The organism is Polynucleobacter necessarius, assembly GCF_900095215.1.
Taxonomy (GTDB): domain Bacteria; phylum Pseudomonadota; class Gammaproteobacteria; order Burkholderiales; family Burkholderiaceae; genus Polynucleobacter; species Polynucleobacter necessarius_H.
On sequence record NZ_LT606949.1, the window covers coordinates 906,924 to 929,563 of the forward strand.

Annotated in this window: 24 protein-coding genes, 1 tRNA gene and 4 pseudogenes; 6 read left to right on the forward strand and 23 right to left on the reverse strand. The window is 46.9% G+C overall.

Annotated features, from left to right (window positions below):
• Positions 1-139: 139 nt before the first annotated feature.
• Entirely contained in the window at positions 140-460 is a 321-nt protein-coding gene (locus DXE35_RS04945) for a YSC84-related protein (RefSeq protein WP_231970018.1), read from the forward strand.
• A 25-nt stretch (positions 461-485) separates the two neighbouring features.
• Here DXE35_RS04945 and DXE35_RS04950 read toward each other — a convergent pair whose 3' ends face one another.
• From DXE35_RS04950 to DXE35_RS04975, 6 genes are all read right to left on the reverse strand, one after another.
• Positions 486-2,033, reverse strand: a complete 1,548-nt coding sequence (locus DXE35_RS04950) for a 2-isopropylmalate synthase (protein ID WP_114689764.1) — start codon at positions 2,031-2,033, stop codon at positions 486-488.
• A gap of 230 nt (positions 2,034-2,263) precedes the next feature.
• Complete coding sequence (gene pssA / locus DXE35_RS04955) at positions 2,264-3,127, reverse strand: CDP-diacylglycerol--serine O-phosphatidyltransferase (protein WP_114689765.1); 864 nt, start codon at positions 3,125-3,127, stop codon at positions 2,264-2,266.
• A gap of 28 nt (positions 3,128-3,155) precedes the next feature.
• Positions 3,156-3,803 carry a phosphatidylserine decarboxylase gene (locus tag DXE35_RS04960; protein WP_114689766.1) on the reverse strand — a complete coding sequence of 216 codons (648 nt, stop codon included), beginning with the start codon at positions 3,801-3,803 and terminating at the stop codon, positions 3,156-3,158.
• A 42-nt stretch (positions 3,804-3,845) separates the two neighbouring features.
• The gene (gene ilvC / locus DXE35_RS04965; protein WP_114689767.1) at positions 3,846-4,862 is read right to left on the reverse strand and encodes a ketol-acid reductoisomerase; all 1,017 of its coding nucleotides are present in this window, start codon (positions 4,860-4,862) and stop codon (positions 3,846-3,848) included.
• Between the two features lie 52 nt (positions 4,863-4,914).
• Positions 4,915-5,406: an acetolactate synthase small subunit gene (gene ilvN / locus DXE35_RS04970; protein ID WP_011902903.1), complete on the reverse strand. Its 492-nt coding sequence runs from the start codon at positions 5,404-5,406 to the stop codon at positions 4,915-4,917.
• An 8-nt stretch (positions 5,407-5,414) separates the two neighbouring features.
• Positions 5,415-7,193: an acetolactate synthase 3 catalytic subunit gene (locus tag DXE35_RS04975; protein WP_114689768.1), complete on the reverse strand. Its 1,779-nt coding sequence runs from the start codon at positions 7,191-7,193 to the stop codon at positions 5,415-5,417.
• 201 nt (positions 7,194-7,394) lie between these two features.
• Here DXE35_RS04975 and DXE35_RS04980 point away from each other — a divergent pair.
• From DXE35_RS04980 to DXE35_RS10425, 3 genes and pseudogenes are all read left to right on the forward strand, one after another.
• A pseudogene (locus DXE35_RS04980) lies at positions 7,395-7,965 on the forward strand (RNA polymerase sigma factor).
• Positions 7,962-8,417: a DUF3619 family protein gene (locus tag DXE35_RS04985; protein ID WP_114689769.1), complete on the forward strand. Its 456-nt coding sequence runs from the start codon at positions 7,962-7,964 to the stop codon at positions 8,415-8,417. Before DXE35_RS04980 ends, DXE35_RS04985 begins: the two are co-directional and overlap by 4 nt.
• Before the next feature lie 12 nt (positions 8,418-8,429).
• On the forward strand, positions 8,430-9,596 hold the full coding sequence (locus tag DXE35_RS10425; protein ID WP_231970019.1) for a DUF3106 domain-containing protein: 1,167 nt from the start codon (positions 8,430-8,432) through the stop codon (positions 9,594-9,596).
• A 29-nt stretch (positions 9,597-9,625) separates the two neighbouring features.
• On the opposite strand, the gene DXE35_RS09690 is transcribed toward DXE35_RS10425, so the two are convergent.
• The 12 genes and pseudogenes from DXE35_RS09690 to DXE35_RS05035 form a co-directional block, all read right to left on the reverse strand.
• The gene (locus DXE35_RS09690) at positions 9,626-10,690 is read right to left on the reverse strand and encodes an ABC transporter permease (protein ID WP_197713977.1); all 1,065 of its coding nucleotides are present in this window, start codon (positions 10,688-10,690) and stop codon (positions 9,626-9,628) included.
• A 239-nt stretch (positions 10,691-10,929) separates the two neighbouring features.
• Positions 10,930-11,847: an ABC transporter permease gene (locus DXE35_RS09695; RefSeq protein ID WP_197713978.1), complete on the reverse strand. Its 918-nt coding sequence runs from the start codon at positions 11,845-11,847 to the stop codon at positions 10,930-10,932.
• Positions 11,844-12,422 (reverse strand): annotated as a pseudogene (locus DXE35_RS11370) (SDR family oxidoreductase). The gene DXE35_RS09695 and the pseudogene DXE35_RS11370 overlap by 4 nt, the downstream one beginning before the upstream one ends.
• A gap of 29 nt (positions 12,423-12,451) precedes the next feature.
• Positions 12,452-13,435: pseudogene (locus DXE35_RS05010) on the reverse strand (tripartite tricarboxylate transporter substrate binding protein BugE).
• 4 nt (positions 13,436-13,439) lie between these two features.
• Complete coding sequence (locus DXE35_RS05015; protein WP_114689770.1) at positions 13,440-14,066, reverse strand: PqiC family protein; 627 nt, start codon at positions 14,064-14,066, stop codon at positions 13,440-13,442.
• Positions 14,063-14,626, reverse strand: coding sequence for an MlaD/PqiB family protein (locus tag DXE35_RS09700; protein WP_197713979.1), 564 nt, complete (start codon positions 14,624-14,626; stop codon positions 14,063-14,065). The genes DXE35_RS05015 and DXE35_RS09700 overlap by 4 nt, the downstream gene beginning before the upstream one ends.
• Entirely contained in the window at positions 14,592-14,990 is a 399-nt protein-coding gene (locus DXE35_RS09705; protein WP_197713980.1) for an MlaD family protein, read from the reverse strand. The genes DXE35_RS09700 and DXE35_RS09705 overlap by 35 nt, the downstream gene beginning before the upstream one ends.
• Complete coding sequence (locus DXE35_RS09710) at positions 14,987-15,163, reverse strand: hypothetical protein (protein WP_197713981.1); 177 nt, start codon at positions 15,161-15,163, stop codon at positions 14,987-14,989. Before DXE35_RS09710 ends, DXE35_RS09705 begins: the two co-directional genes overlap by 4 nt.
• A gap of 12 nt (positions 15,164-15,175) precedes the next feature.
• Positions 15,176-15,688, reverse strand: a complete 513-nt coding sequence (locus DXE35_RS05025) for an ABC transporter ATP-binding protein (protein ID WP_197713982.1) — start codon at positions 15,686-15,688, stop codon at positions 15,176-15,178.
• 74 nt (positions 15,689-15,762) lie between these two features.
• Positions 15,763-16,251 carry an MlaE family ABC transporter permease gene (locus DXE35_RS09715; RefSeq protein WP_197713983.1) on the reverse strand — a complete coding sequence of 163 codons (489 nt, stop codon included), beginning with the start codon at positions 16,249-16,251 and terminating at the stop codon, positions 15,763-15,765.
• A 54-nt stretch (positions 16,252-16,305) separates the two neighbouring features.
• A complete protein-coding gene (locus tag DXE35_RS09720) occupies positions 16,306-16,872 on the reverse strand; it encodes an ABC transporter permease family protein (RefSeq protein ID WP_197713984.1) in 567 nt (188 codons plus the stop codon).
• Positions 16,873-17,028: 156 nt separating this feature from the next.
• A tRNA-Arg gene (locus tag DXE35_RS05035) sits at positions 17,029-17,105 on the reverse strand.
• Between the two features lie 18 nt (positions 17,106-17,123).
• On the opposite strand from DXE35_RS05035, the gene greB reads away from it, so the two are divergent.
• Positions 17,124-17,624 (forward strand): transcription elongation factor GreB, encoded by a 501-nt coding sequence (greB, locus tag DXE35_RS05040; protein WP_114689771.1) that lies wholly within the window; start codon positions 17,124-17,126, stop codon positions 17,622-17,624.
• A 2-nt stretch (positions 17,625-17,626) separates the two neighbouring features.
• Here greB and DXE35_RS05045 read toward each other — a convergent pair whose 3' ends face one another.
• The 5 genes from DXE35_RS05045 to DXE35_RS05060 all read right to left on the reverse strand — a co-directional run bounded on the left by DXE35_RS05045 (position 17,627) and on the right by DXE35_RS05060 (position 21,840).
• Entirely contained in the window at positions 17,627-19,918 is a 2,292-nt protein-coding gene (locus DXE35_RS05045; RefSeq protein ID WP_231970153.1) for a RelA/SpoT family protein, read from the reverse strand.
• Positions 19,919-20,022: 104 nt separating this feature from the next.
• Positions 20,023-20,226: a DNA-directed RNA polymerase subunit omega gene (gene rpoZ, locus DXE35_RS05050; RefSeq protein WP_114689773.1), complete on the reverse strand. Its 204-nt coding sequence runs from the start codon at positions 20,224-20,226 to the stop codon at positions 20,023-20,025.
• Between the two features lie 45 nt (positions 20,227-20,271).
• Positions 20,272-20,910 (reverse strand): guanylate kinase, encoded by a 639-nt coding sequence (gmk, locus tag DXE35_RS05055; RefSeq protein WP_114689774.1) that lies wholly within the window; start codon positions 20,908-20,910, stop codon positions 20,272-20,274.
• Positions 20,911-20,926: 16 nt separating this feature from the next.
• Complete coding sequence (locus DXE35_RS10440) at positions 20,927-21,208, reverse strand: DUF1732 domain-containing protein (RefSeq protein WP_231970022.1); 282 nt, start codon at positions 21,206-21,208, stop codon at positions 20,927-20,929.
• Positions 21,205-21,840, reverse strand: coding sequence for a YicC/YloC family endoribonuclease (locus tag DXE35_RS05060; RefSeq protein ID WP_231970023.1), 636 nt, complete (start codon positions 21,838-21,840; stop codon positions 21,205-21,207). Before DXE35_RS05060 ends, DXE35_RS10440 begins: the two co-directional genes overlap by 4 nt.
• A gap of 67 nt (positions 21,841-21,907) precedes the next feature.
• On the opposite strand from DXE35_RS05060, the pseudogene rph reads away from it, so the two are divergent.
• Positions 21,908-22,635, forward strand: a pseudogene (gene rph / locus DXE35_RS05065) (ribonuclease PH).
• Positions 22,636-22,640 lie beyond the last annotated feature (5 nt).

Sequence of the window (22,640 nt, forward strand, 5' to 3'; positions counted from 1 at the left end):
GCCCACTCTTTTTTACAGCATACAAGCCTATTTAACTGGCGTAATATGTCATCATATTTATTCATTAAAGGATAAATGCTCTTTTAAAACAATAACTTAAGAAATAATTAATCTAATTACGCGCAATATTTTCACCCTTTTGCTACTCAGTTTTGGACTTTTCCAGCCAGCTTATGCGCAATTTGGCTCATTTTTTGGCCCTGACTTTGGAATTAAATCGTTTCAAAACATTTTTGTATTTGAAAACGAAACAGCCTTAAATGACTTTGTAAATTCTGGCTGGACTTTTGGCTGCCAAGTTACCGCAGCAGCCAAATATGAAAAAGATGGTGAGGCCTATCAAGACGCAACCGTTGTGGCTCCGGGCGTACTAATGTATCAACTTACCGACTCCGGCCTTGCCGCAGAAATTACCGGCAAAGGCACGCAGTACTATAAGAATACGGACGTAAATAAATAAAATTCGTATTCGATGACTCCCAGCATTAGGGAGTCATCTGCGCATTGAGTTTTACTTGACTAGGGTCGTGCAATTTATTTAAAGCGGAAAAGTACGCTTTTGCAGAGGCGGCAATGATGTCAGGATCAGTGCCCACCCCATTCACAATACGCCCACCTTTCGCTAAGCGCACCGTAACCTCACCCTGCGATTGAGTTCCTGCTGTGATCGCGTTTACCGAATAAAGCAACTGCTCTGCACCACTCTGCGCTATCACTTCAATTGCATTTAAGCTGGCATCCACCGGGCCATTGCCTTCGGCTTCAGAGCTAATCTCTTTATCACCCATGCGAAATGTCACACGCGATTTAGGGCGCTCACCAGTTTCTGAATGCTGGCTCAATGAAATGAATTTGTAATGCTCGCCCTCTTCTGCTGGAGCTGAATCAGACATGATGGCAATAATGTCTTCATCAAAAATTTCCGCTTTTTGATCGGCCAGGGCTTTAAATCTAGTAAATGCCTCGTTCAAATCCGATTCAGCTTCTACGGTAATTCCCAATTCTTGTAAGCGTTGTTTAAAAGCGTTGCGGCCTGAGAGCTTGCCTAAAACAATCTTATTGGCAGACCAACCCACATCCTCTGCACGCATGATTTCATAGGTGTCGCGGTTCTTCAAAATACCGTCTTGATGAATGCCTGAAGTGTGAGCAAATGCATTAGCACCCACTACCGCCTTATTAGGCTGAACCACAAAACCGGTGATCTGAGAAACCAATTTAGAAGCCGGAACGATTTGGGTTGCGTCAATACCGCAGACCATATCAAAGTAATCCTTGCGAGTGCGCAATGACATCATGATCTCTTCCAAGGCGGTATTGCCAGCGCGCTCACCCAAGCCATTAATAGTGCACTCAATCTGACGAGCGCCACCTATTTTCACTCCAGCTAATGAATTGGCAACCGCCATGCCCAAATCGTTATGGCAATGCACCGACCAAATTGCTTTATCAGAGTTCGGCACGCGCGTACGCAAGGTTTTAATAAATTCTCCATACAACTCTGGAATCGCATAACCTACCGTATCCGGAATATTGATCGTTGAAGCGCTTTCATTAATGACCGCCTCAACCACGCGACATAAAAAATCCATTTCCGAGCGATAACCATCTTCAGCCGAAAATTCAATATCTGCCGCCAAGTTACGAGCAAAACGAATCGAGCGCTTAGCTTGCTCTAAGACCTCTTCCGGGGACATGCGCAACTTAACCGCCATATGCAATGGACTCGTGGCCAAGAATGCGTGAATACGTTTTGCGTTAGCGGCTTGCAATGCATCGGCAGCACGCGTGATGTCCTTGTCATTGGCTCTAGCGAGTGAGCATACGATGGAGTCTTTAACAGCTGCAGCTACGGCAGAAATTGCCTGAAAGTCACCCTCTGAGCTAGCTGCAAATCCAGCCTCAATCACATCCACCTTAAGACGCTCTAACTGACGTGCAATGCGCACTTTTTCGTCTTTGGTCATAGATGCACCAGGAGACTGCTCTCCATCACGCAAGGTGGTGTCAAAAATGATTACTTTGTCGCTCATCACTACTATCCAGTTTTGATACTTATATTTAATTACAGCTTAATTTAATCTTTAAAACAAAAAAAACCAGCAATTTGCTGGGGCTGGTATGTGGTGGCTAATGAATATCTTTTATCTCATTAATTCAGACCTTACCCGCCCCAAGCTTGAGGATTAGCGCTAGCAGAAGGAGGCCAGTTAAAGGCGAGAAATTGATCAACATGGTTGAAATATACCCCAAAAAGAGTGGTTTAGCTAAAACGCTTGCCACTCAGTCTTTCGCATGCCCAAATGACATAACCAGAGATTGAATACACCACGAATAGACCAAATAGAGTTAAAGGCGGGTTGGATGAGATCAGCACAAAGGTCAGAATCATCAATACCATGACACCAAATGGCACGCGGTAACGAACATCTAGGGCCTTGCCACTATAAAAACGCGCGTTCGAGACCATGGTTAAACCTGCGTACACGGCAATGAAGAAAGTTGCCCAAGGAATGGCTGTATCTCGCACCGGGATCTTATTGTCATCGGTCAGCCAGATAAAACCAGCCATTAAAGCGCCAGCTGCTGGACTAGGTAAGCCCTGGAAAAACTTCTTATCTACGACACCAGTATTTACATTAAAACGTGCCAATCTCAATGCCGCTCCTGCGCAGTAGGTAAATGCGGCCAACCATCCCCATTGACCCAAATCTTTTAAGGCCCACTCATAGGCAACTAATGCCGGAGCAACACCAAAAGAAACCATATCCGCCAGTGAATCGTATTGCTCTCCAAAAGCGCTCTGCGTATTAGTCATGCGAGCGACTCGCCCATCCATGCCATCAAGCACCATTGAGGCAAAAATAGCAATGGCCGCAATTTTAAACTGGTGATTCATCGCATTAACGATGGCATAGAAACCGCAAAATAAAGCAGCAGTTGTAAATGCATTCGGTAAAAGATAAATGCCCTTGCTACGCAAGCGGGGCTTTTGAGGATGCAGCTCCTCTACCTCGCAATCAACCCCATCACCCAATTCTTCCGCCAACTGGTGTGCAGAGGATGCGGTAGATCTATGAGAAAAGCGGCTACGGTCTATGCGACCACGACGGCGAAATGTAGTCAAAAAATATCCTAGTGAATAATATTTCGAATCAATCTAAGCCAGGCAAACGCGCCAAGGCTGTATTTGTTGCAAATACTTTATCACCAACACTAACTAGTGGCTCTGCAGTCAACGGCAAATACACATCAACACGTGAACCAAAGCGAATAAATCCATAACGCTCGCCCACTTTAAGACGGTCACCGACATGGATGTAGCAAAGAATGCGGCGAGCCAGCAAACCAGCAACCTGAACCAAAGTCACGATTTGACCATTGGCATCAATCACAACGGCATTACGCTCATTCTCTGTTGATGCTTTATCCAAATCCGCGTTTACGAACTTACCAGGGAAATACTGAACTTCCTTCACCAAGCCGTTTACTGCACTACGGTTTGAGTGAACATTAAATACATTCATGAATACGCTAATTTTGAGCGCTTCACGACCAGCGTAAGGATCGTTGGTTTTTTCAACAACCACGATACGCCCATCAGCAGGAGATAGCACTAAATCGCGACCCATAGCAGGAATACGTTGTGGGTCACGGAAGAACTGCAGAACAAAGATAAAGATGATCCAAAGAGGCCATGACCAAACAATACCACCAAGATAGTGGACAAGTAAAGTCACTGCCCCCACTAACGCCAAATACGGCCATCCTTCTTTCGCAATAATGGGGTGTGGATACATCATCTTTGTTCTGAGTCTTTGAATGAACTTCTATAAATGTGACACTTAGTTCTTAGTTTGATCAACCAATTTGTTCTTGGCAATCCAAGGCATCATGGCGCGCAATTTAGCGCCCACCACTTCGATGTCATGCTCTGCATTCAAACGACGACGTGAAATCAATGTTGGAGCGCCTGCCTTATTTTCAAGGATGAAGTTCTTCGCATATTCACCAGTCTGGATGTCTTTTAAGCACTGACGCATTGCGTTCTTAGTGTCTTCTGTAACAACACGTGGACCGGTCACATACTCACCGTACTCAGCGTTATTAGAGATTGAGTAGTTCATGTTGGCAATACCACCTTCGTAGATCAAGTCAACGATCAACTTAAGTTCATGCAAGCACTCAAAGTAAGCCATCTCAGGAGCGTAACCAGCTTCAACCAAAGTTTCAAAACCTGCTTTGATCAATTCAACTGCGCCACCACAAAGAACAGCCTGCTCGCCGAACAAGTCAGTTTCAGTTTCTTCGCGGAAGTTGGTTTCGATGATGCCGGCACGACCGCCGCCGTTTGCTGTTGCGTATGACAAAGCAACATCACGCGCTGAACCAGATTTATCTTGGTAAACAGCGATCAAATGAGGAACACCACCACCTTGAGCATAAGTACCGCGTACTGTATGGCCAGGCGCTTTTGGAGCAATCATGATGACGTCCAAGTCAGCGCGTGGCTGAACTTGACCGTAGTGAACGTTAAAGCCATGAGCAAGCGCCAGGGCCGCGCCCTGTTTGATATTGCCATGCACTTCTTTATTGTAGACGTCAGCGATTTTCTCGTCAGGCAACAACATCATGACTACGTCGGCATCTTTAACCGCTTCGCCAACTTCTTTCACTGCCAAACCAGCATTGGCCGCTTTACTCCAGGAAGCACCATCTTTACGCAAACCAACAGTAACGTTGACGCCAGAATCTTTTAGGTTCAATGCGTGCGCGTGACCTTGTGAACCATAACCAATGATGGTGACTTTCTTGCCCTTAATGAGGGACAAATCAGCGTCTTTATCGTAAAACACTTGCATGCTCTTTCCTTGTATTGAAAATGTAATTAATGCAGTAATCAGTTAAAAAAAATTAAACTTTGAGGATACGCTCTCCACGACCAATTCCAGATCCACCCGAACGGACAGTTTCTAGAATCGATGCGCGATCGATCGAATCAATAAAGGCATCCAGTTTGGCACCATCACCAGTTAACTCAATGGTGTAACTCTTATCGGTCACATCAATGATGCGACCGCGGAAGATATCAGTAGTGCGCTTCAGTTCTTCACGTTCTTTACCTACAGCGCGAACCTTAATCATCATCAGTTCACGCTCAATATGCGGGCCTTCACTTAAATCAAAGACTTTCACCACTTCCACTAGACGATTCAAGTGTTTCGTGATTTGCTCAATCACATCATCAGAACCAAAAGTCACGATGGTCATCCGAGACAATGACGGATCTTCGGTAGGCGCAACACTCAATGTATCGATGTTGTAACCGCGAGCAGAGAAAAGACCTACTACACGTGACAATGCGCCCGGCTCGTTCTCAATTAGTACAGAAATAATATGGCGCATTAGAGATCCTAACTAACCAACAGCATTTCAGTGATACCTTTGCCAGCTTGAACCATAGGCCAAACATTCTCCTCTGGGTCAGTCTGGAAGTCCATGAAGACGGTACGATCTTTTAAACGAATCGCCTCCTTGAGAGCGTATTCAACATCAGACTTCTTCTCAATACGCATACCAACATGACCATAGGCTTCAGCCAACTTCACAAAGTCTGGCAATGAGTCCATGTATGAACTGGAATAGCGCTTGTTATAAGTCAACTCTTGCCACTGGCGCACCATGCCGAGATAACGATTATTCAGGGAAACAATCTTTACAGGGGTGTCATATTGTTTGCAAGTAGATAACTCTTGAATACACATCTGAATGGAGCCTTCACCAGTAATAGTGAAAACATCCTTCTCGGGGAACGCTTTCTTGATACCCATGGCGTATGGCAAGCCAACACCCATAGTGCCAAGGCCACCCGAGTTAATCCAGCGACGTGGTTTATGAAACTTGTAGAACTGAGCGGCCCACATTTGATGCTGACCTACGTCAGAGCAAATGAATGCATCGCCACCAGTGAGCTCCCATAACTTTTGAACAACGTACTGCGGCTTGACGATTTGAGAGGCTTCATCGTACTTCAGACAATCTTTTTTACGCCACTCGTTAATCTGAGCCCACCAAGCAGCAACTTTATCGCTGTTTTTACGCTGGCCAGCAGCTTTGAGTTGGGCAGTCATCTCAACTAATACCTCTTTGAGATTACCGACAATAGGAACATCGACCTTCACGCGCTTAGAAATAACGGATGGGTCGATATCAATGTGAATGATTTTTCGCGGATGACTTGCGAAGTGTGCTGTATTGCCAATCACGCGATCATCAAAACGCGCGCCAATCGCAATCAACACATCACTGTGCTGCATGGCCATATTGGCTTCATAAGTACCGTGCATACCGAGCATGCCCAAAAACTGTGGGCTTGTTCCAGGGAATCCGCCCAAGCCCATCAAGGTATTGGTAACGGGATAACCCAAGAGGTCTGCAAACTCTTTTAATTCAGGGGCTGCATCAGACAAAATCACGCCACCACCGGTGTAGATGTATGGACGTTCTGCTTCTTGTAACAAAGCTACTGCTTTGCGAATCTGACCGCTATGACCCTTAATCACCGGGTTGTAGGAACGCATTTCCAGAGTTTCTGGATAAACAAATGGTCCCTTGGCTGCAGATACGTCTTTAGGAATATCAATCAACACGGGACCGGGTCGACCGGTCTGTGCGATGTGGAAAGCCTTCTTGAGTACCAGCGGAAGATCTTTCACGTCTTTTACCAAGAAGTTGTGCTTCACCACTGGGCGAGTAATACCAACGGTATCCGCCTCTTGGAAAGCATCTTCACCAATAGCGTAGGTTGGCACGTTTCCACTGATGATCACCATCGGAATCGAATCAGTGTATGCAGTAGCGATACCGGTTACCGCATTCGTTACGCCAGGACCTGAGGTCACTACAGCGACGCCAACCTTACCGGTTGCGCGCGCATATCCATCGGCCGCATGAACCGCCGCTTGCTCGTGGCGAACAAGAATGTGTTCAAACTTATCCTGCTTAAAAATTTCGTCATAGATAAAGAGAACGAAACCACCTGGGTAACCCCAAACGAATTCAACACCCTCTCTGTGCAGTGCATGCACGAGCATATCTGCGCCAATCATTTCTGGAGGCGCTGCGTCATTATTTGTATTTGCTGTGTCTTTGTTAGCTTTAGTAGCTAAAAATTCGGCGCTGCTTGTATTCATCTTCTTTCGTCCTTTGCAATTTTTGGTAAAAAATTGTTTGGTCTGCTCTATCTCCTGCTTATGGCCTGAGTTCGAACGGCGCTGCTACCGGAAAAAACCACTGCACCACTTCTTGAATGAGATTCTAGGTAGTAATTCCTACATTCTATAGCAATCCCCTAAATTGACCCAATTCCTAATGATTCAGGTCTAATCCAGTGCATGGCAGCAGCCCAAGAACTATCTGACTTTTTAAGTAGTGTCGAGCAGCGCGTTTTTAAGCAGGCGGTCTATGCTGTGCGCGACGACGATGCTGCCCTAGATATTGTTCAGGATGCCATGATCAAGCTGGCTGAAAAATATGGGGATAGGCCCGCAGCGGAACTCCCCCTGGTATTCACTAGAATTTTGCAAAATCGCATTCATAATTGGTTCAGAAGACAAAAGGTCCGCAATACCTGGGTCACCCTGTTTTCCAATATGTGCAAAAAAACCGATGAAAAAGACGATTTTAACCCCATAGAGTCTTTGTCAGCCCCAGATGACAGTGAAATGCACCAAGATTGGGCACACAAACTGGAAAAAAAGTCAGCTTTTACAGGCTTTGGAGTCAGAAATATCTAAATTACCCGTACGTCAATGAGAAGCCTTCCTAATGCGTTATTGGGATTAGCTAAGCATTACTGAGACGGCCAAAGCAATGCGTTGCAGTGAAGGTAGTGTCAAAACACACTGCTCTAGGGCCACCCAAACATTAGATAAAGCATTGAAATTAAAAGGAATTACGCTGTGAAACACTTTGATGAACCATTGACTCAGACCCAAGCCGATCAATTTGGTCAGGCTAGCGCTGCCCTGCTTCGCCAAGGTACCCAGAATATTCCGCAAAATATCAAATACCGACTTTATGCGGCACGTATGAAGGCCGTAGCCATTAAAAAGCCTGAAAAAGTGCGCATTCAAAAAGCGGTATTGGCTGGCACATCTCGCAATTTGGCCTCAGGCTCAAATGGCCTATGGGATACCGTAGGCTGGATCGCCCCTTTAGTTGTTTTGATTTTTGGCCTTATCTGGATTGCCCAATGGCAACATAACTCTCGCATCAATGACATCGCCGAAGTTGATGCAGCCCTTCTCTCTGACGACGTGCCACCAGACGCATATGCTGACAGCGGGTTCATGGCCTTCCTGAAGAATGGTCCCTTATCTGACTCCAGCAATACATCTGATTCGGTTCGCAAATAATTCAGACGCTGAATGTCAATTACCAGTAAAACATTTTGGGCAAGCAGCTTTGTGTTGCTGACGACTCTATCTGCCGTTCAGATTGGCCCTGTTCTAGCGCAAACGCAGACTAGCGGCGCTCATGGAAAATCCACGGCTATCCCCGAAAAAAAACCAGACGGTACGTTGGAAAGTCTCAAGCCTGCTCAACAAAAAATCCTTGCGCCACTGGAGGACGATTGGGACTATATGCTTCCGGATAGTCGTAAGAAATGGATTCAGGTGGCGAATATTTACCCCAAAATGAGCGCGCAAGATCAAGAGCGCCTCCAGTCGCGCATGACTAGCTGGTCCAATCTCTCACAAAAAGAGCGGCGCATCGCGCGTGAAAATTACCTTGCTAGCCTCAAGTTCCTCGCCGAGAAAAAGGCAGAGGCGTGGAGCGCTTACCAAAAACTGAGCGACGAACAAAAAAAGAAATTGGCAGAGTCTGAGCTTAAGAAAAAACCAACAGCTGCAAACGCCCCGACACTACAACAACGCCCGATCTCACCAAAAGCAGCTCTTCCACCAGCCGCGATTATTCCCAGCTCACCTTCGCCTGCACCAGTTGAAAATTCAGGGGCCAGCGCGGACAGCGCCCCTTCTATAATTCAGGAGTTTATGACCCCCGCCGAGCTTAGCGCATTACCATCACCGCAGTTTTGGCGTCGGGTTGCCTGTGGCCTCTACGAACAACTCGTATTGCTTGGTGTTATTGCCATCACCTTTTTAGTGCCAAATCTTGGGCTTGGAATTTTATTTGGCATCTCCTTGCCCAGTTGGCTCACCTTCATATACCTCTACGCCGTCTTAGGAATTTATTTTGTCTGGTACTGGACGAAGTCTGGGCAAACACTTGCCATGCAAACTTGGCGCATCCGAATTATTGGAGGCAAAGGATTTAATCTCACTAGACGACAGGCTTATTGGCGCTATGTCTATGGCTCTCTATGGTTAATTCCCTGCGTTCTTTTGCAATGGGCTTTTCATTTGCAAAAGTGGCAAATTATTGAAATGCTCTTTGCTGTTGCGCTCTTTATTTGGCCACTAAGCATCTATTTGGATCGTCAAACTATCTTGTATCGACAAAGCCTTCCAGACAGGCTCGCTGGCACTCGCTTAGTTGAGCTCCCCAAGAACCTGGTGACCCTGTCCTAACTACTTGGCTCTAGACCTCACGCAGGCATTCAATCGCCGTTGTCTTCTGAACGCTTTTGAAAGCGGTAACCGGATGCGAGACAGGCAAGCACTCCAAAAGCAGCCCCCATCAATAAGGCCTGACCGAAGGCGTGAAATTCGATTTCCAATACGTAGCGGCCTAATGCCAAAGCAGCCACCCCCGAACCCAATCCCGCAAGGATGCCCGCCAACAACCCAATCACCACTAATTCAGTATTTGCAATGATCCCTAGCGTGCGTTTAGAGGCACCCAAAGCCTTCAGTAAAGCCGCATTCTTAAAGCGCCCATCTTGTGTAGCAGCAATTGCGGATAGGAGCACCAAGACCGCGGCAATAACAGTAAATACCAATAACAAGCATAAGACCGAGGAACGTTTGTTCAGAACTTCCTGAATTTGCCAAAGCGAAGTGGATACATCAACAATGGTTAAGTTGGGATAGGCTTGACTTAACCGATAATCCAAGGAATCTTGCACTGGCGGTTGATAGTAGGACGTAATCCAGGACTGAGGTAATGCCTGTAACTGAGCGGCCGGCATGATGACAAAGAAGTTCACACGCATGGAGCCCCAGTCCAGTTTTCTCAATGAAGTAATGGGGGCTGTTATTTGCTCCCCCGCCACCTCAAATGTTAGTTCATCACCCATTTTTAATTTTAGGGTTTTTGCAATCCCCGTTTCCATTGAGATCTGCGGCGCATCGCCCTCAATCCATTTGCCCGACAATATTTGATTGTCTGATGGCAATTGATCCGTGTAAGACAAATTAAAGTCACGGTCGATAAAGCGTTTCGCATTTTTTTCTTCTGAATAATGATTTGGAGTCACGGCACTTCCATTCACTTCAACCAAACGACCCCTTACCATTGGATAAAACTGCGGGGTCGAAATGCCTGCACCCCGAAGAGATTTAGCAAGGCTTTGTTTTTTCTCTTCTTGGATATTAATCATAAAACGATTTGGTGCATCACTCGGCACACTCCCTTGCCAGGCACTTAAGAAATCTGCACGCATTAATAAAACCAATAACAGTGCCATTAATGCAATACTCAATGCGGTAACTTGTACAAGCACTAAACCACTACTTCGGCCTTGGGATAGGGCAACCAACCTGAGCGTAAAGCGCTTGGTGGGTATGGCGCAAAGCAATCGTAAAATTCCCCAAGACGCAAGAGCAAAAAGCACTATCGCGACTGAAAAACTAATGCATGTTCACAAAGCCAATTTCCAATCTCTAGCCGCAGCCATAATCAATGCAACTGTAGCACCCATCCCAAAAACAGCAATCCAAAAGGTGGAGATGTTGACTACATTCAATTCATTTCTATCGTCTTTGAATTTGCGCCTAAGCATTTCAGAACCGCGCAGACGCTGACCTGTTTGCGTGCGTAGCGATAGGCGGATAGAGCTATAGCTACCGCAGCTATCATGGCGGTCACAAGCGCGATCAATGACAGAAACCGGTCTGCGCGTTCGAGCGCTTTACGCATCAATGGTTTGGCATTTTTCAAAGTTTCAATGCGAACACCATTAAGCCCATTTATTTCCATATATCCGGCAGCCCATGCTTCATACCTAGCAATTTGCTCATCTGCACCAGCCAGCAATACTCGATAAGTAACCCTGCTTCCTATTCCAATGAGGCCGGTTGCGCTTAAATCAGCCATGGACATCATCACGCGGGGTGCGAAGTTCATAAAACCGGCGCCTCGATCAAGCTCGCGTTCTAGAGTGGCATCGATCACAAAGGATTGGCGGCCAATTTGCATCACGTCTCCTTCTTGCGCATGTAGGGTTGCCAACATTGCGGGATCGACCCAAACAGAGCCCTGTTCAGGTCCAGTAGAAATAGTATTGCTGCTACCTTTTGAATGAATGCGCAATGAACCGCGAAGAGGATATCCAGGGCTGACTGCTTTAATAGACCACAGCTTGCTGTTTACGCCAGCGGTAACCATGCTTGGAAACACCACAGTTTGCGCAACCATCAAACCACTGCTTTGCGCCTGCTCTACAAATAAATTGGGTAATGGTTGAGCAGAAACAATGAGGAAGTCTGCAGCTAGCAGCTGACGAGCGTCGTATGCGCAAGCCATTTGCATGCGATCCGCCAAAACATTTACGCTCGAAAGCGCGGTTACCGATAGGATTAGCGCTACAAAAAGCCAAGCCAACTTAGAGCGAAACTCACGCCTCAAACTACTGAAGAAGCGAAGAATAGATTGACTCAAATTGCCTGAATTTGGCCGCCATCAACACGCATGACGGTGCCTGTAATAAAAGAGGCATTTTGACTAGCCAAAAAAGCCGCCGCATCTCCATACTCCTCGGGATCGCCATATCTTCCCATGGGTATTTGTCTCAAGCTAGCCTTAACAACGTCTTCGTAACTAGTACCTTCACGCTGCGCTGACACATACCAGGCAAAACACGATCGGTAATCGCAATGAGCGATAGCACCATATCGTTAAAACTCTTTTGCCAGAGCGCGGGATCTTGTCCTGCAGCCTGTGTTGGTGGTGGGCCGCCAGTATTGTTGATCAAAATATCGATTGGGCCCAACTCACTTTCAACCCGCGTAATCAAGCCATCAATCACCGAAGAATCTGAGAGGTCCCAATTGAGCGCAAGCGCCCTCCCTCCGGCAGTCTCGATTAATCCAACCGACTCTTGTAAACCTTCGGCATTGCGCCCAGCAACAGCCACCTTAACTCCCCTCGCGAGCGAGCGACACAGCCATGGCCTGCCATAAGCCACGGCTAGAAGCCATTACCAAAGCTATCTTACCCTGTAATCCCAAATCCATCTAATCTCCAAAGACTATTTTTTATATTTTTAATCCAACTGCAATTTTTGTTTGGCTACTACCTCTTTGTAGAGGGTGTACTCCGCTTTAATCTCTTTTGCAAATGCCTCAGGACCATTCACATTAATAATGGAACCAGTGTCTTCGATCCGTTGTTTGACACCAGGATCCATCACCACCTTTTGAAGCGCTGCACTTTATCCACAACATCTTTTGACATACCGGCAGGCCCCCAAAGTCCGTAGTAAGCCATTCGATTTACTGGAGCAAGGCCCACTTCAGCAAAAGTAGGCACATTCGGCAGTTGAGCCAAACGGCTTTGGAGCGGCAATCACAATCGGCACTAGCTTGCCATCTTTGATAAATGGCAGCGACGAAGGCAAGTTATCAAAAATCATGGAGACCTGCCCGCCTACTGTATCCGCTAATGCAGGACCCGCACCACGATAGGGAATATGGACAATGAATACACCAGTCAAACTCTTAAACAACTCCGTTTGCAGATGGCCAATTCCACCAGTTCCCGAGCTTGAATAAGAATACTTACCGGGATTCGCCTTCAATACTTGCATAAAAGTCTTAAAGTCCTTGGCCGGAAAAGATGGGTTAACTGCGATGATATTCGGCGTCGCTGCGATATTGCTAATAGCCGTGAAATCAATGACGGGATCGTAGCCAATCTTCGGATTAATTGCTGGATTAGCCGCTGTCGTCGAAACTGTCGCTATGCCGATGGTGTAACCGTCCTTAGGTGAACGCATGACTTCTAAAGCGCCAATAGAACCGCCGCCGCCTGCTTTATTCTCAACAATCACTGGCTGACCCAGCTGACGTCCCAACGCATCGCCCACGGCTCGAGCGATGATATCGGTGCTACCACCTGGCGCAAAGGGCACAATCAAGYGAATAGGCTTAGTAGGGAAATTTTGTGTCTGAGCATTTGCCTGCAATACAAAAGAAAGTGATACAGCGATAAGCAGAAGTTGAATGAAGCGAATTGCAAAAGATTTCATCTGTTTACTGACCTAGTGGTTTTGGTAAATTAGCTGCATATTTTGAGAGCTGGCCTTCATACTCCTTGAAGATCGCAGCTAGGGCTTGCTGTTGACCCACAACAAGCGCCTCTGGCGTATTGTCTTTGAGTGCAATTCGTTTTGAATAACGATTTGCACCAATCAAGGGATTGGCTTTACCCCCTGTGCTTTCGGACAAGAAGAATTCAACACCAACCACTTCCTCAGGCTTGATGCGGTAGTCGCCATAACACTCATTTACCGTCAGCTGCAAAGTGTAATAAGGGAAAAAGCTATTATTCTGGCCAACCGTCGCCGCAAAGATATTGGCCTTATTCAGCCACTGACGTTCAGCATTTGAAATCATCTCGGCCGGAATGACGGTGTAGACATTGTAAAAATCTTTTTCGTAGCACTGATCACCCAAGCGATAGACCAAAGCTCTCCCATCAAATGGTGGCGCCACACTCACAGACCCAACGTTTAACCAAACATTGGAGCGAGTTTGAATGGCTGGCCCAGTTCGATCAGGCGAAACCATCCAGCTTGTTGGCGTCACCGGCGCTCTCGTTGGCAAAGAGCATGCGGTTAGCACCAATATCGCCACTATGAATAGCATTCGTTTAATCATTTTTGCACTCCAGATGCGTCAGCGCCATTTAGTGGTGGCGTCATTTTTGCCGGTGACTCACCCCAAATGAAACTTGATCGAGATTGACTGGCAATCCGGCTGAACTCATTCAAGTTTTCGCTAGCTTGTTTTAGGTTCTCAATCGTCAAACTGGTATCGCCTTGAATGCTGGTCACCGTTTGACGTAAAGCTACCATCGCTCCAACCAATTCACGCATTAGCACGCCAAGCTCATCTTTGTCTGTAACCTTGACCATGCGAGCCATAATGACATTCAACCGCTTCACAGATTCAATAAAGCCCTCATTTCCTTTGCCATCACCTGCCATTAATACATTAAGGTTACCCAGCAGTGCGTCTAACTTCTTCTGGATACCATAAATATTCATATCGTTGAGAGTGCTGATCAACTTCTGAGTACCAGAGATGATTGCATCAGCCTGGTTTGGAAGAGAGGGAACAACTGGATACTCGGGCTTCCATGAATAAGGCGATTGCGGAGAGCCGACTGCACTTGCAACAAAGTCAAACTCCACATAATTTACGCCCGTAATACCCATAGACTTCACGCGCGCGTAAATTATTTTTCACAAACTCGCTGATTTGGTTTTCATTCACCTTATCGCCAAAAATTTGCATTCTGACAACAACATACTCGCGGCGATCGTGAAAAGGCAAGTCTTTTTCATATATATCGCCAGATAGTCCAATTAAGGTGACCTGTCCGATCTTCACACCCCTAAAGCGAACCGCGGCACCAGCATCCAATCCGTTAACAGATTGCTTCATGTAGGTCTCTACGTAAAAAGATTTTTTAAAGATCTGCCCTGAACCAAAGATCAAAATAATCGCTAAAAGAACCCCTATTCCAGCTAAAATAAATACACCTAAGCGGAAAGAATTCGGATTTGAGTTGTTGCTCATGCTGCGTCCTTACGCATAATGAAATTGAAGAATTGATGCACTCTTGGGTCTTTGCTGGTATCTCTCAATACCTTTTGGTCACCCTCGGCAATAATGCCCTTGGCGTCCTTATCTAACATGATGACTTTATCTGCGATGGCGTAAATACTGGCCAACTCATGGGACACAATCACAAACGTAATGCCTCAGTTCTTTGATAAATCCTGGATCGTACTATCCAGATCAGCTGAAGTAATTGGATGAAGACCCGTTGAAGGCTCATCCAAAAATAGAATTTTAGGGTCGAGCGCCATTGCCCTGGCAATCGCCGCACGTTTTTGCATGCCGCCACTGATTTCGCTAAGCATATAAGACTCATAAGGTAGAAGCCCAACCAGGTCTAGCTTGCAACGTGCAAACAAATCCATTTGCGCCTGAGTTAACTGCGTATATTCCTGCATAAACAAGGTAACGTTATAAAGCAGATGCATCGAACCCAAAAGCGCGCCCTGCTGATACATCACCCAGAAACTGGTCATGATCTTTTGGCGCTCAGCGCCCACTGCTGTTGTGATATTTTGCCCCTCAATGAGGACATCCCCAGCCAAGGGTTGATATAAGCTAAATAGATTCTTCAGTAGACTTGATTTTCCACAACCAGAGCCTCCAAGAATCAAAAAGATTTCTCCGTTATTGACGGTGAAATTGAGGTTCTGCATCAGAACCTTAGATCCATATCCTACCGTGAGGTTTTGGACATCAATTGCGTATGAGGATTAATTTGGTGCGTCCATCAGAAGCCTGTTGTATAGGAGATGAAAGCAAAGATACCGTCAACGATGACGCTCATGACAATACGGCTAACCACTGCACGAGTTGCCGAGATACCAACGGCGGCAGCGCCAGTTCCAGTTTGTATGCCGCGCAAACATCCCATCGCCGAAACCACTACACCAAAAAGCGTTGCCTTGAGCAATCCAGACAAAATATCTTCTACATCCACAGCGGAAAGCATACCGTTGTAGAAATTAATAAATGGAATGCCATAAATCAACATCGTCAGCATCGAGAAAAAAATACTCACGATGTCGGCAAATAAAGTCAAAATAGGCGCAACCAAAATACCGGCAAGTACTCGAGGCACAACCAAGAATTGAATCGGGCTTAAGCCACCCGACACCAATGCATCTACTGCGCTGTTCACCGTCATCGTACCAATCTCAGCAGCAAAGGCAGCCGATGATCGTCCGGCCAACAAAATCGCGGTAATCAGCGGGCCCATTTCACGAACAATGCCTAGGGCCGCTCATGGACCAACAAAGGAGACGGCACCAAATTATTGCATACCAATCGCGGCCTGAAAGGAGAGAATGACGCCAATCAAAAATGCGACCAATCCAACAATGGGCAGAGCGGCAATACCAGCCACTACCGCGGCATTAACAAAGTCACCCCAGCGAACTTGCCTGGGGTTGCGAGCATACCACACCAAATCAGCAAACAAATGTCCAACAAAATCAATCAGCCCCGCCACATCATCAAGCAAATTCTGCACAGCCATTCCAGTGCTGACAATCAAATTGCGTCTTGGCTTTACAACGGGCGCTGGAAATAAGTTAACAATTGGATCAAACTCTTTTAAAAGCGGCTGATAGCGCTCATTTAGACCCACTAACTCAACTTTACCGCCAGCAATAGTTTGCGCTTCTTCCATTGAAATCAAAAAAGCAATGCCAGCGCCATCTAGCGAAGTAATCGCCGCAGAATCCACGCTCAGTGTTTTTAATTTGCCATCGCCTTGCTGTAACCACACATCTTGAGCATCGCGAATCTGAGTCCACACACCACCAAAGGAGTACACATTGACGATTCCACTCAACGACACCTTTTGCAGTGGCGGCATGTGTTTGCTCCCAAACAGCGACTGGAGCCGCAGAATTAGCGGAAATGGTGTCAGAAATGCTAATCGTCAAACTATAAGGGATCTATGTGAAATTGATGAAAAACACATAAAAAAAAGAAAAAGGGCCCAGTTTTTCAACTAGGCCCTCATATAAGATGGTGCGGCTGGCAGGAATTGAACCCACGACCCCTTGGTTCGTAGCCAAGTACTCTATCCAGCTGAGCTACAGCCGCAACAGCCATAATTATGCCATGGAAGAGAAGAACTACATCACACCCGCAGGTCACGAGCGCATCAAAACCGAGCTTCTGCAGCTCTTAAACCTTGATAGACCGGAGGTTGTCAAGGTAGTCCACTGGGCTGCTAGCAATGGAGATCGATCCGAAAATGGGGACTATATCTACGGAAAAAAGCGCCTAAGAGAGATTGATAGGCGCATTCGCTTTCTCAATAAACGCCTAGAATTTGCCGTGGTTGTCGATAATTCCGCCAGAAAAACCGGCGAAAATGATGCTGATCAGGTATTTTTTGGCGCTACCGTCAGTTACAGCGCCCTTGATGGCCCAGAAGCCGGCAAAGAAACGGTTATTACCATCGTCGGCGTAGATGAGGTTGACTTGGACAAAGGGCACGTCAGCTGGGTATCACCCATAGCAAAAGCCATCATTAAGTCCCGCATTGGGGATTGCGTCTTTATCCAAACCCCAACCGGCCCAGCTGAAATTGAAATCCTAGATGTTCAGTATTTGTAAAATTAAATAGCACGGGTTCGTGTTACGCGCATCACATCTGGGTTAGCGCGTAAGCTTCGCATCACCTTAGAAAGGTGTAGGCGATCATAGACCTGAATCGTAAAGCGAATGGTGACAGAGTCTTCATTGTAGCGATCTTCCATGGAAACATTCATGATGTTAGAATCAGCTGCGGTCACGCTACTGGCAACCCTGGCCAACACACCTTTTCCTTGACGTGTATCGATGGCCAAATCCAATTCAAACTCACGGTTAAGCTCTTTTCCCCACTCCACCTCAACCCATTTGTCACCATCTTTGGAAAGCATCCGCAAAGCCAACGGACAATCATTGGTGTGAACTTGTAGACCTTCGCCCTTGCCCAGATATCCGATAATGTTGTCACCTGGAATCGGATGGCAACAACTTTGAAAGTGAATCGAATTGCCCTCACGACCATCCACCAAAATCGCCTGGCGTTGATGGGGCTTGATCTCTTGATTTGGCGATACCCAATCCGCGGCGCCCAAGCGCATCTGCTCATCACCACCTTCATCATCAATCAAAAGTTTCAGACGAATAGCCAGCTCTTGAGGCGACCTTCTTCCCAGGGCAATATTGACACAAGCCTCTTCACGAGTCTTGTCCCCAGTCCAATGCATCAGCTTTTCCCAAATTTCAGGAGTAAGCAATGCGGCATCTACGCCCTGTTGGCGCAAAGCATTCGCCAACAGACGTTCACCCAGCTGCAAAGACTCGGAATAATGCTTGGTCTTCAAGGAATGGCGAATAGATGCCCGGGCTTTTCCGGTACGCACAAATGCCAACCAACCTGGATTCGGTTGTGAGCTCGCGGAAGTAATCACCTCAACAATATCGCTATTTTTTAGCTCGCTGCGTAAAGGCAATTGCAAACCATTGATCTTGACCGCAACACAGGTATTGCCTAGGTCACTATGTATTGAATAGGCAAAATCTAAAGCGGTTGCACCCCTAGGTAAAGCTCTGATCTGACCAGTAGGCGTAAAGACATAGACCGCGTCTGGGAATAAATCAATTTTGACGTGCTCTAAAAACTCTTGAGAGTCCCCACTGCTATCCTGAATGTCCACCAAAGACTGTAGCCATTGATGGGCTCGGTTTTGCACTTCGCTCATATCTGGTGAGCCATCTTTATACGCCCAATGCGCCGCTACACCCGCCCCAGCAACCGCATGCATATCAGTCGTACGAATCTGAAACTCCACAGGCACTCCTGAGGGGCCCAGTAAGGTCGTATGCAATGATTGATAGCCATTCAATTTAGGTATCGCAATGTAATCCTTAAATTTGCCTGGCATAGGCTTGTATAAAGAATGCAAAATTCCAAGTGCTCGGTAGCACTCATCAATTGACTGTACCGTTACCCGAAACGCATAGACATCGAGCACCTGTGAAAAACTGAGATGCTTTGAACGCATCTTGCTATAGATGCTAAAGAGGGTTTTTTCACGGCCACGAATGTCCACCTCTAAATTGGCTTTGGCAAATGCCATACGAGAAGCCTGCAAAATCTTCTCAACCATTTCCTTACGATTGCCACGCGCCCGTTTTACGGCGCTCTCAATGACGCGAAAGCGGATCGGCATGGAATAGCGAAAACTTAAATTCTGCAGATCACGATAAATCACGTTTAAACCAAGTCGGTGCGCGATTGGCGCATAGATTTCAATAGTTTCAGCGGCTACACGGCGACGCTTCTCCATCGGCACCGCATCGAGAGTACGCATATTATGCGTACGGTCTGCCAGCTTAACCAGAATAACGCGAACATCACGCGCCATCGCCATAAACATTTTGCGAAAACTTTCTGCTTGCGCTTCCGCATGACTCTGAAACTCCAACTTATCGAGCTTGGTGAGACTCTCAACCAGTTCAGCAACTTTGTTGCCAAACTTTTCAACTAAGTCAGCCTTTGTGCAACCCGTATCTTCAATCACATCATGGAGTAGTGCCGCCATGATGGATGGCGCATCTAAACGCCAGGTCGCACAGAGTTCCGCCACAGCCACTGGATGCGTAATATAGGGCTCACCACTATGACGATATTGACCTAAATGAGCGGCATCAGAAAACTGAAATGCTTTTTTAATCTGCGCAATCTCTTCAGGCGTGAGATAGCCAAGCTTGGAGATTAAGCCCTCAATAGAAACAACTTGGTGTTTTAAGGGTGTACTAGGGGCCGATGTGGGCCCAAATAAATGACGACTCGATTGCGCCAATAAGGATGCAATGATCGATTTCTTGCCATTTATATCTGTTGGTGTATCCAACAGATCTGCTTGGTGAGATCCAAGCGAGGCTTCATTAGACGAAACCCCTCCTGCTAATTCCGATGTATTGGTTGTTCCTAAATGGAGCTCCACACCGGACCCCTTTTTTACAAAGGTACTTTAGTCAACATGTCACGGTCAGTCACGCCAGCCGCCACTTCGCGCAATGCAACTACAGTGGCTTTATCTCTAGACTCAACACATGGAGAGTGACCTTGAGCTAGTTGGCGAGCGCGATAAGTCGCAGCCAACACTAATTCAAAACGATTTGGGATGGTTTTAAGGCAATCTTCTACAGTAATACGGGCCATGCTGAACTCACTTAATTTAGCTTCAATAACCGATAGGATAACTGATTAGACCCCTAAGCGCCTTAAAAGCGCTGTATTTCTGGCCATACTGGGGCCTGAACGCAGGCGGCTTGAAGCGAGGATATGCTTCAGATCCACCAAGGCTTGATCAAAAGAATCGTTCAACACGATGTAATCCGCCTCATGGGCATGCATTAGCTCCACGTGGGCGGCCGCCAAACGACGCTGAATCGTGGCCTCATCATCTTGACCACGCTTACGCAGTCGTTCTTCTAAGACATCAATAGACGGTGGAACAATAAAAATCCACTGCACTGACGGAATAAGCCTTCTAATTTGCTGAGCGCCCTGCCAATCAATCTCCAGCATGACATCGCTACCCGCCTTCATCTGCGACTCAATCCAAGGCTTGGATGTTCCATAAAAATGACCGTGCACTTCCGCCCACTCCAAAAAATGCCCTTGGTCGCGCTCTTCCAAGAACGCTTCTTTTGTCAAAAAACGATAATCTTTGCCGTCTACCTCACCAGGTCTTGGCGAGCGAGTAGTAGTTGATAAAGATAACTTCAGGCCCTGGTCTTCCTTTAACAATGCATTAACCAATGACGACTTGCCGGCGCCCGAAGGAGCCACAATCATCAACATACTGCCTTGGTAGGATGGTGTCAAAGTAGAGTTTGTCATCAGTAGAAAATATGGATCACTCGAGGTTTTGAACTTGCTCACGCATTTGCTCAATAAACAACTTAAGTTCTAACGCTGCTTGTGTGTATTCTTCGGATGCAGACTTAGAGCTTAAGGTATTGGCTTCGCGATTGAGTTCCTGCATCAGAAAATCTAGGCGTTTACCAACTGGACCCTTACCATTGAGCGCCGTATCTACCGCCTGAAGGTGTGTGTTTAAGCGCGCGAATTCTTCAGCAACATCAATACGAACTGCATAACCACCTCTTGGCGAATGCGTTCCATGAGCTCTGTTCAAGCCTTCGCTTGCTCTTGGGCTGCCAATGCCTCAGCCAATCGTTCTGTGAGTTTTTCTTGATGCTGCGCCACATATTCAGGAACTTTTGGCTCAATCACCTTAACAATGTCGCGCATCTTAGCGGTAATACTGGTGAGCACTCCAACCAAAGCCCTGCCTTTGGTATGACGACTCTCGATCAAGGAATCTAATGCTGCTCGCCCTGCTTCAACAGCAGCACCAATCCAACTTTCCTCTTCGCCGCGTGGCTCAGAAACGACTCCAGGCCAACGCAATATTTCAGCAATACTAAATTCCTGCGCCTTGGGAAATGCATCTTGTGCTTTTTCTTGTAGGGTATATAAAGCATCTAAGCGGTCTTTGTTAATGGCGCCAAGGGCATGCGGGTTTGACTTAGCCGAATTGGCTGCTCCGGCATTCACTCGCCATGCGGCCCTAAACTCCACCTTGCCTGAAGATAATCGTTGGGTAGCCATCTCTCGTAGCGCAGGCTCAGCCCCGCGGCATTCGTCCGAAAGACGAAATCCTAGATCCAGAAAGCGGCTGTTGACAGCCCGACATTCCACCTGCAGATCAGCAACTACGCCCGCTCTTAGGGAGACGTGGCGAGAAGCGCTGCCATAACCAGTCATGCTCGATATCATATGGACATTGTAGATTCATTATTGATCCAGACCAAAACCACAGGACCCCATCTCCATGAGCACTGCCAATCCAGCTAATATTGCCCGCCCTAGCGGCCGTCAGCCAAAAGATCTGCGCCCGGTAACTATATCTCGAGCCTTTACTCAGCATGCAGACGCCTTTGGCGACACCAAGGTTTTCTCCACTGCCAGCATCCTCGAAAAAGTACCTCCCCATAAGAGAAAGGCTCGGGCGAAGGTTGGGTCACCGCCAAGTACGGCATGCTGCCCCGCTCTACCCACACACGCAGCGATCGAGAGGCAGCTCGTGGGAAGCAATCTGGTCGCACTCAAGAAATGCAGCGTCTGATTGGACAAGCCATACGTAGCGTCTTTGATTTAAAAGTTCTAGTCGAAAGAACCATCCATCTGGGCTGCGATGTATTGCAAGCGGATGGCGGCACCGGCACCGCATCCATTACCGGCGCTTATGTGGCTGCCCGAGATGCTGTGAACCAATTACTCAAGAGTGGCGCCCTCACGCAGGACCCTATCATTGATAGCGTTGCCGCAATCTCCGTTGGAGTTTATCAAGGCGTACCAGTTCTCGATTTGGAGTACCCTGAAGACTCCTCATGCGATACGGATATGAATGTGGTCATGACTGGTAAAGGTGGAATGATTGAAATACAAGGTACTGCCGAAGGCGCAGCCTTCTCAAGAACCGAGCTCAATGCCCTGCTAGATTTAGCTGAGCAAGGAATAGAAGAGCTCACACAAATGCAAATTCAGGCATTGAAGTAAAGATC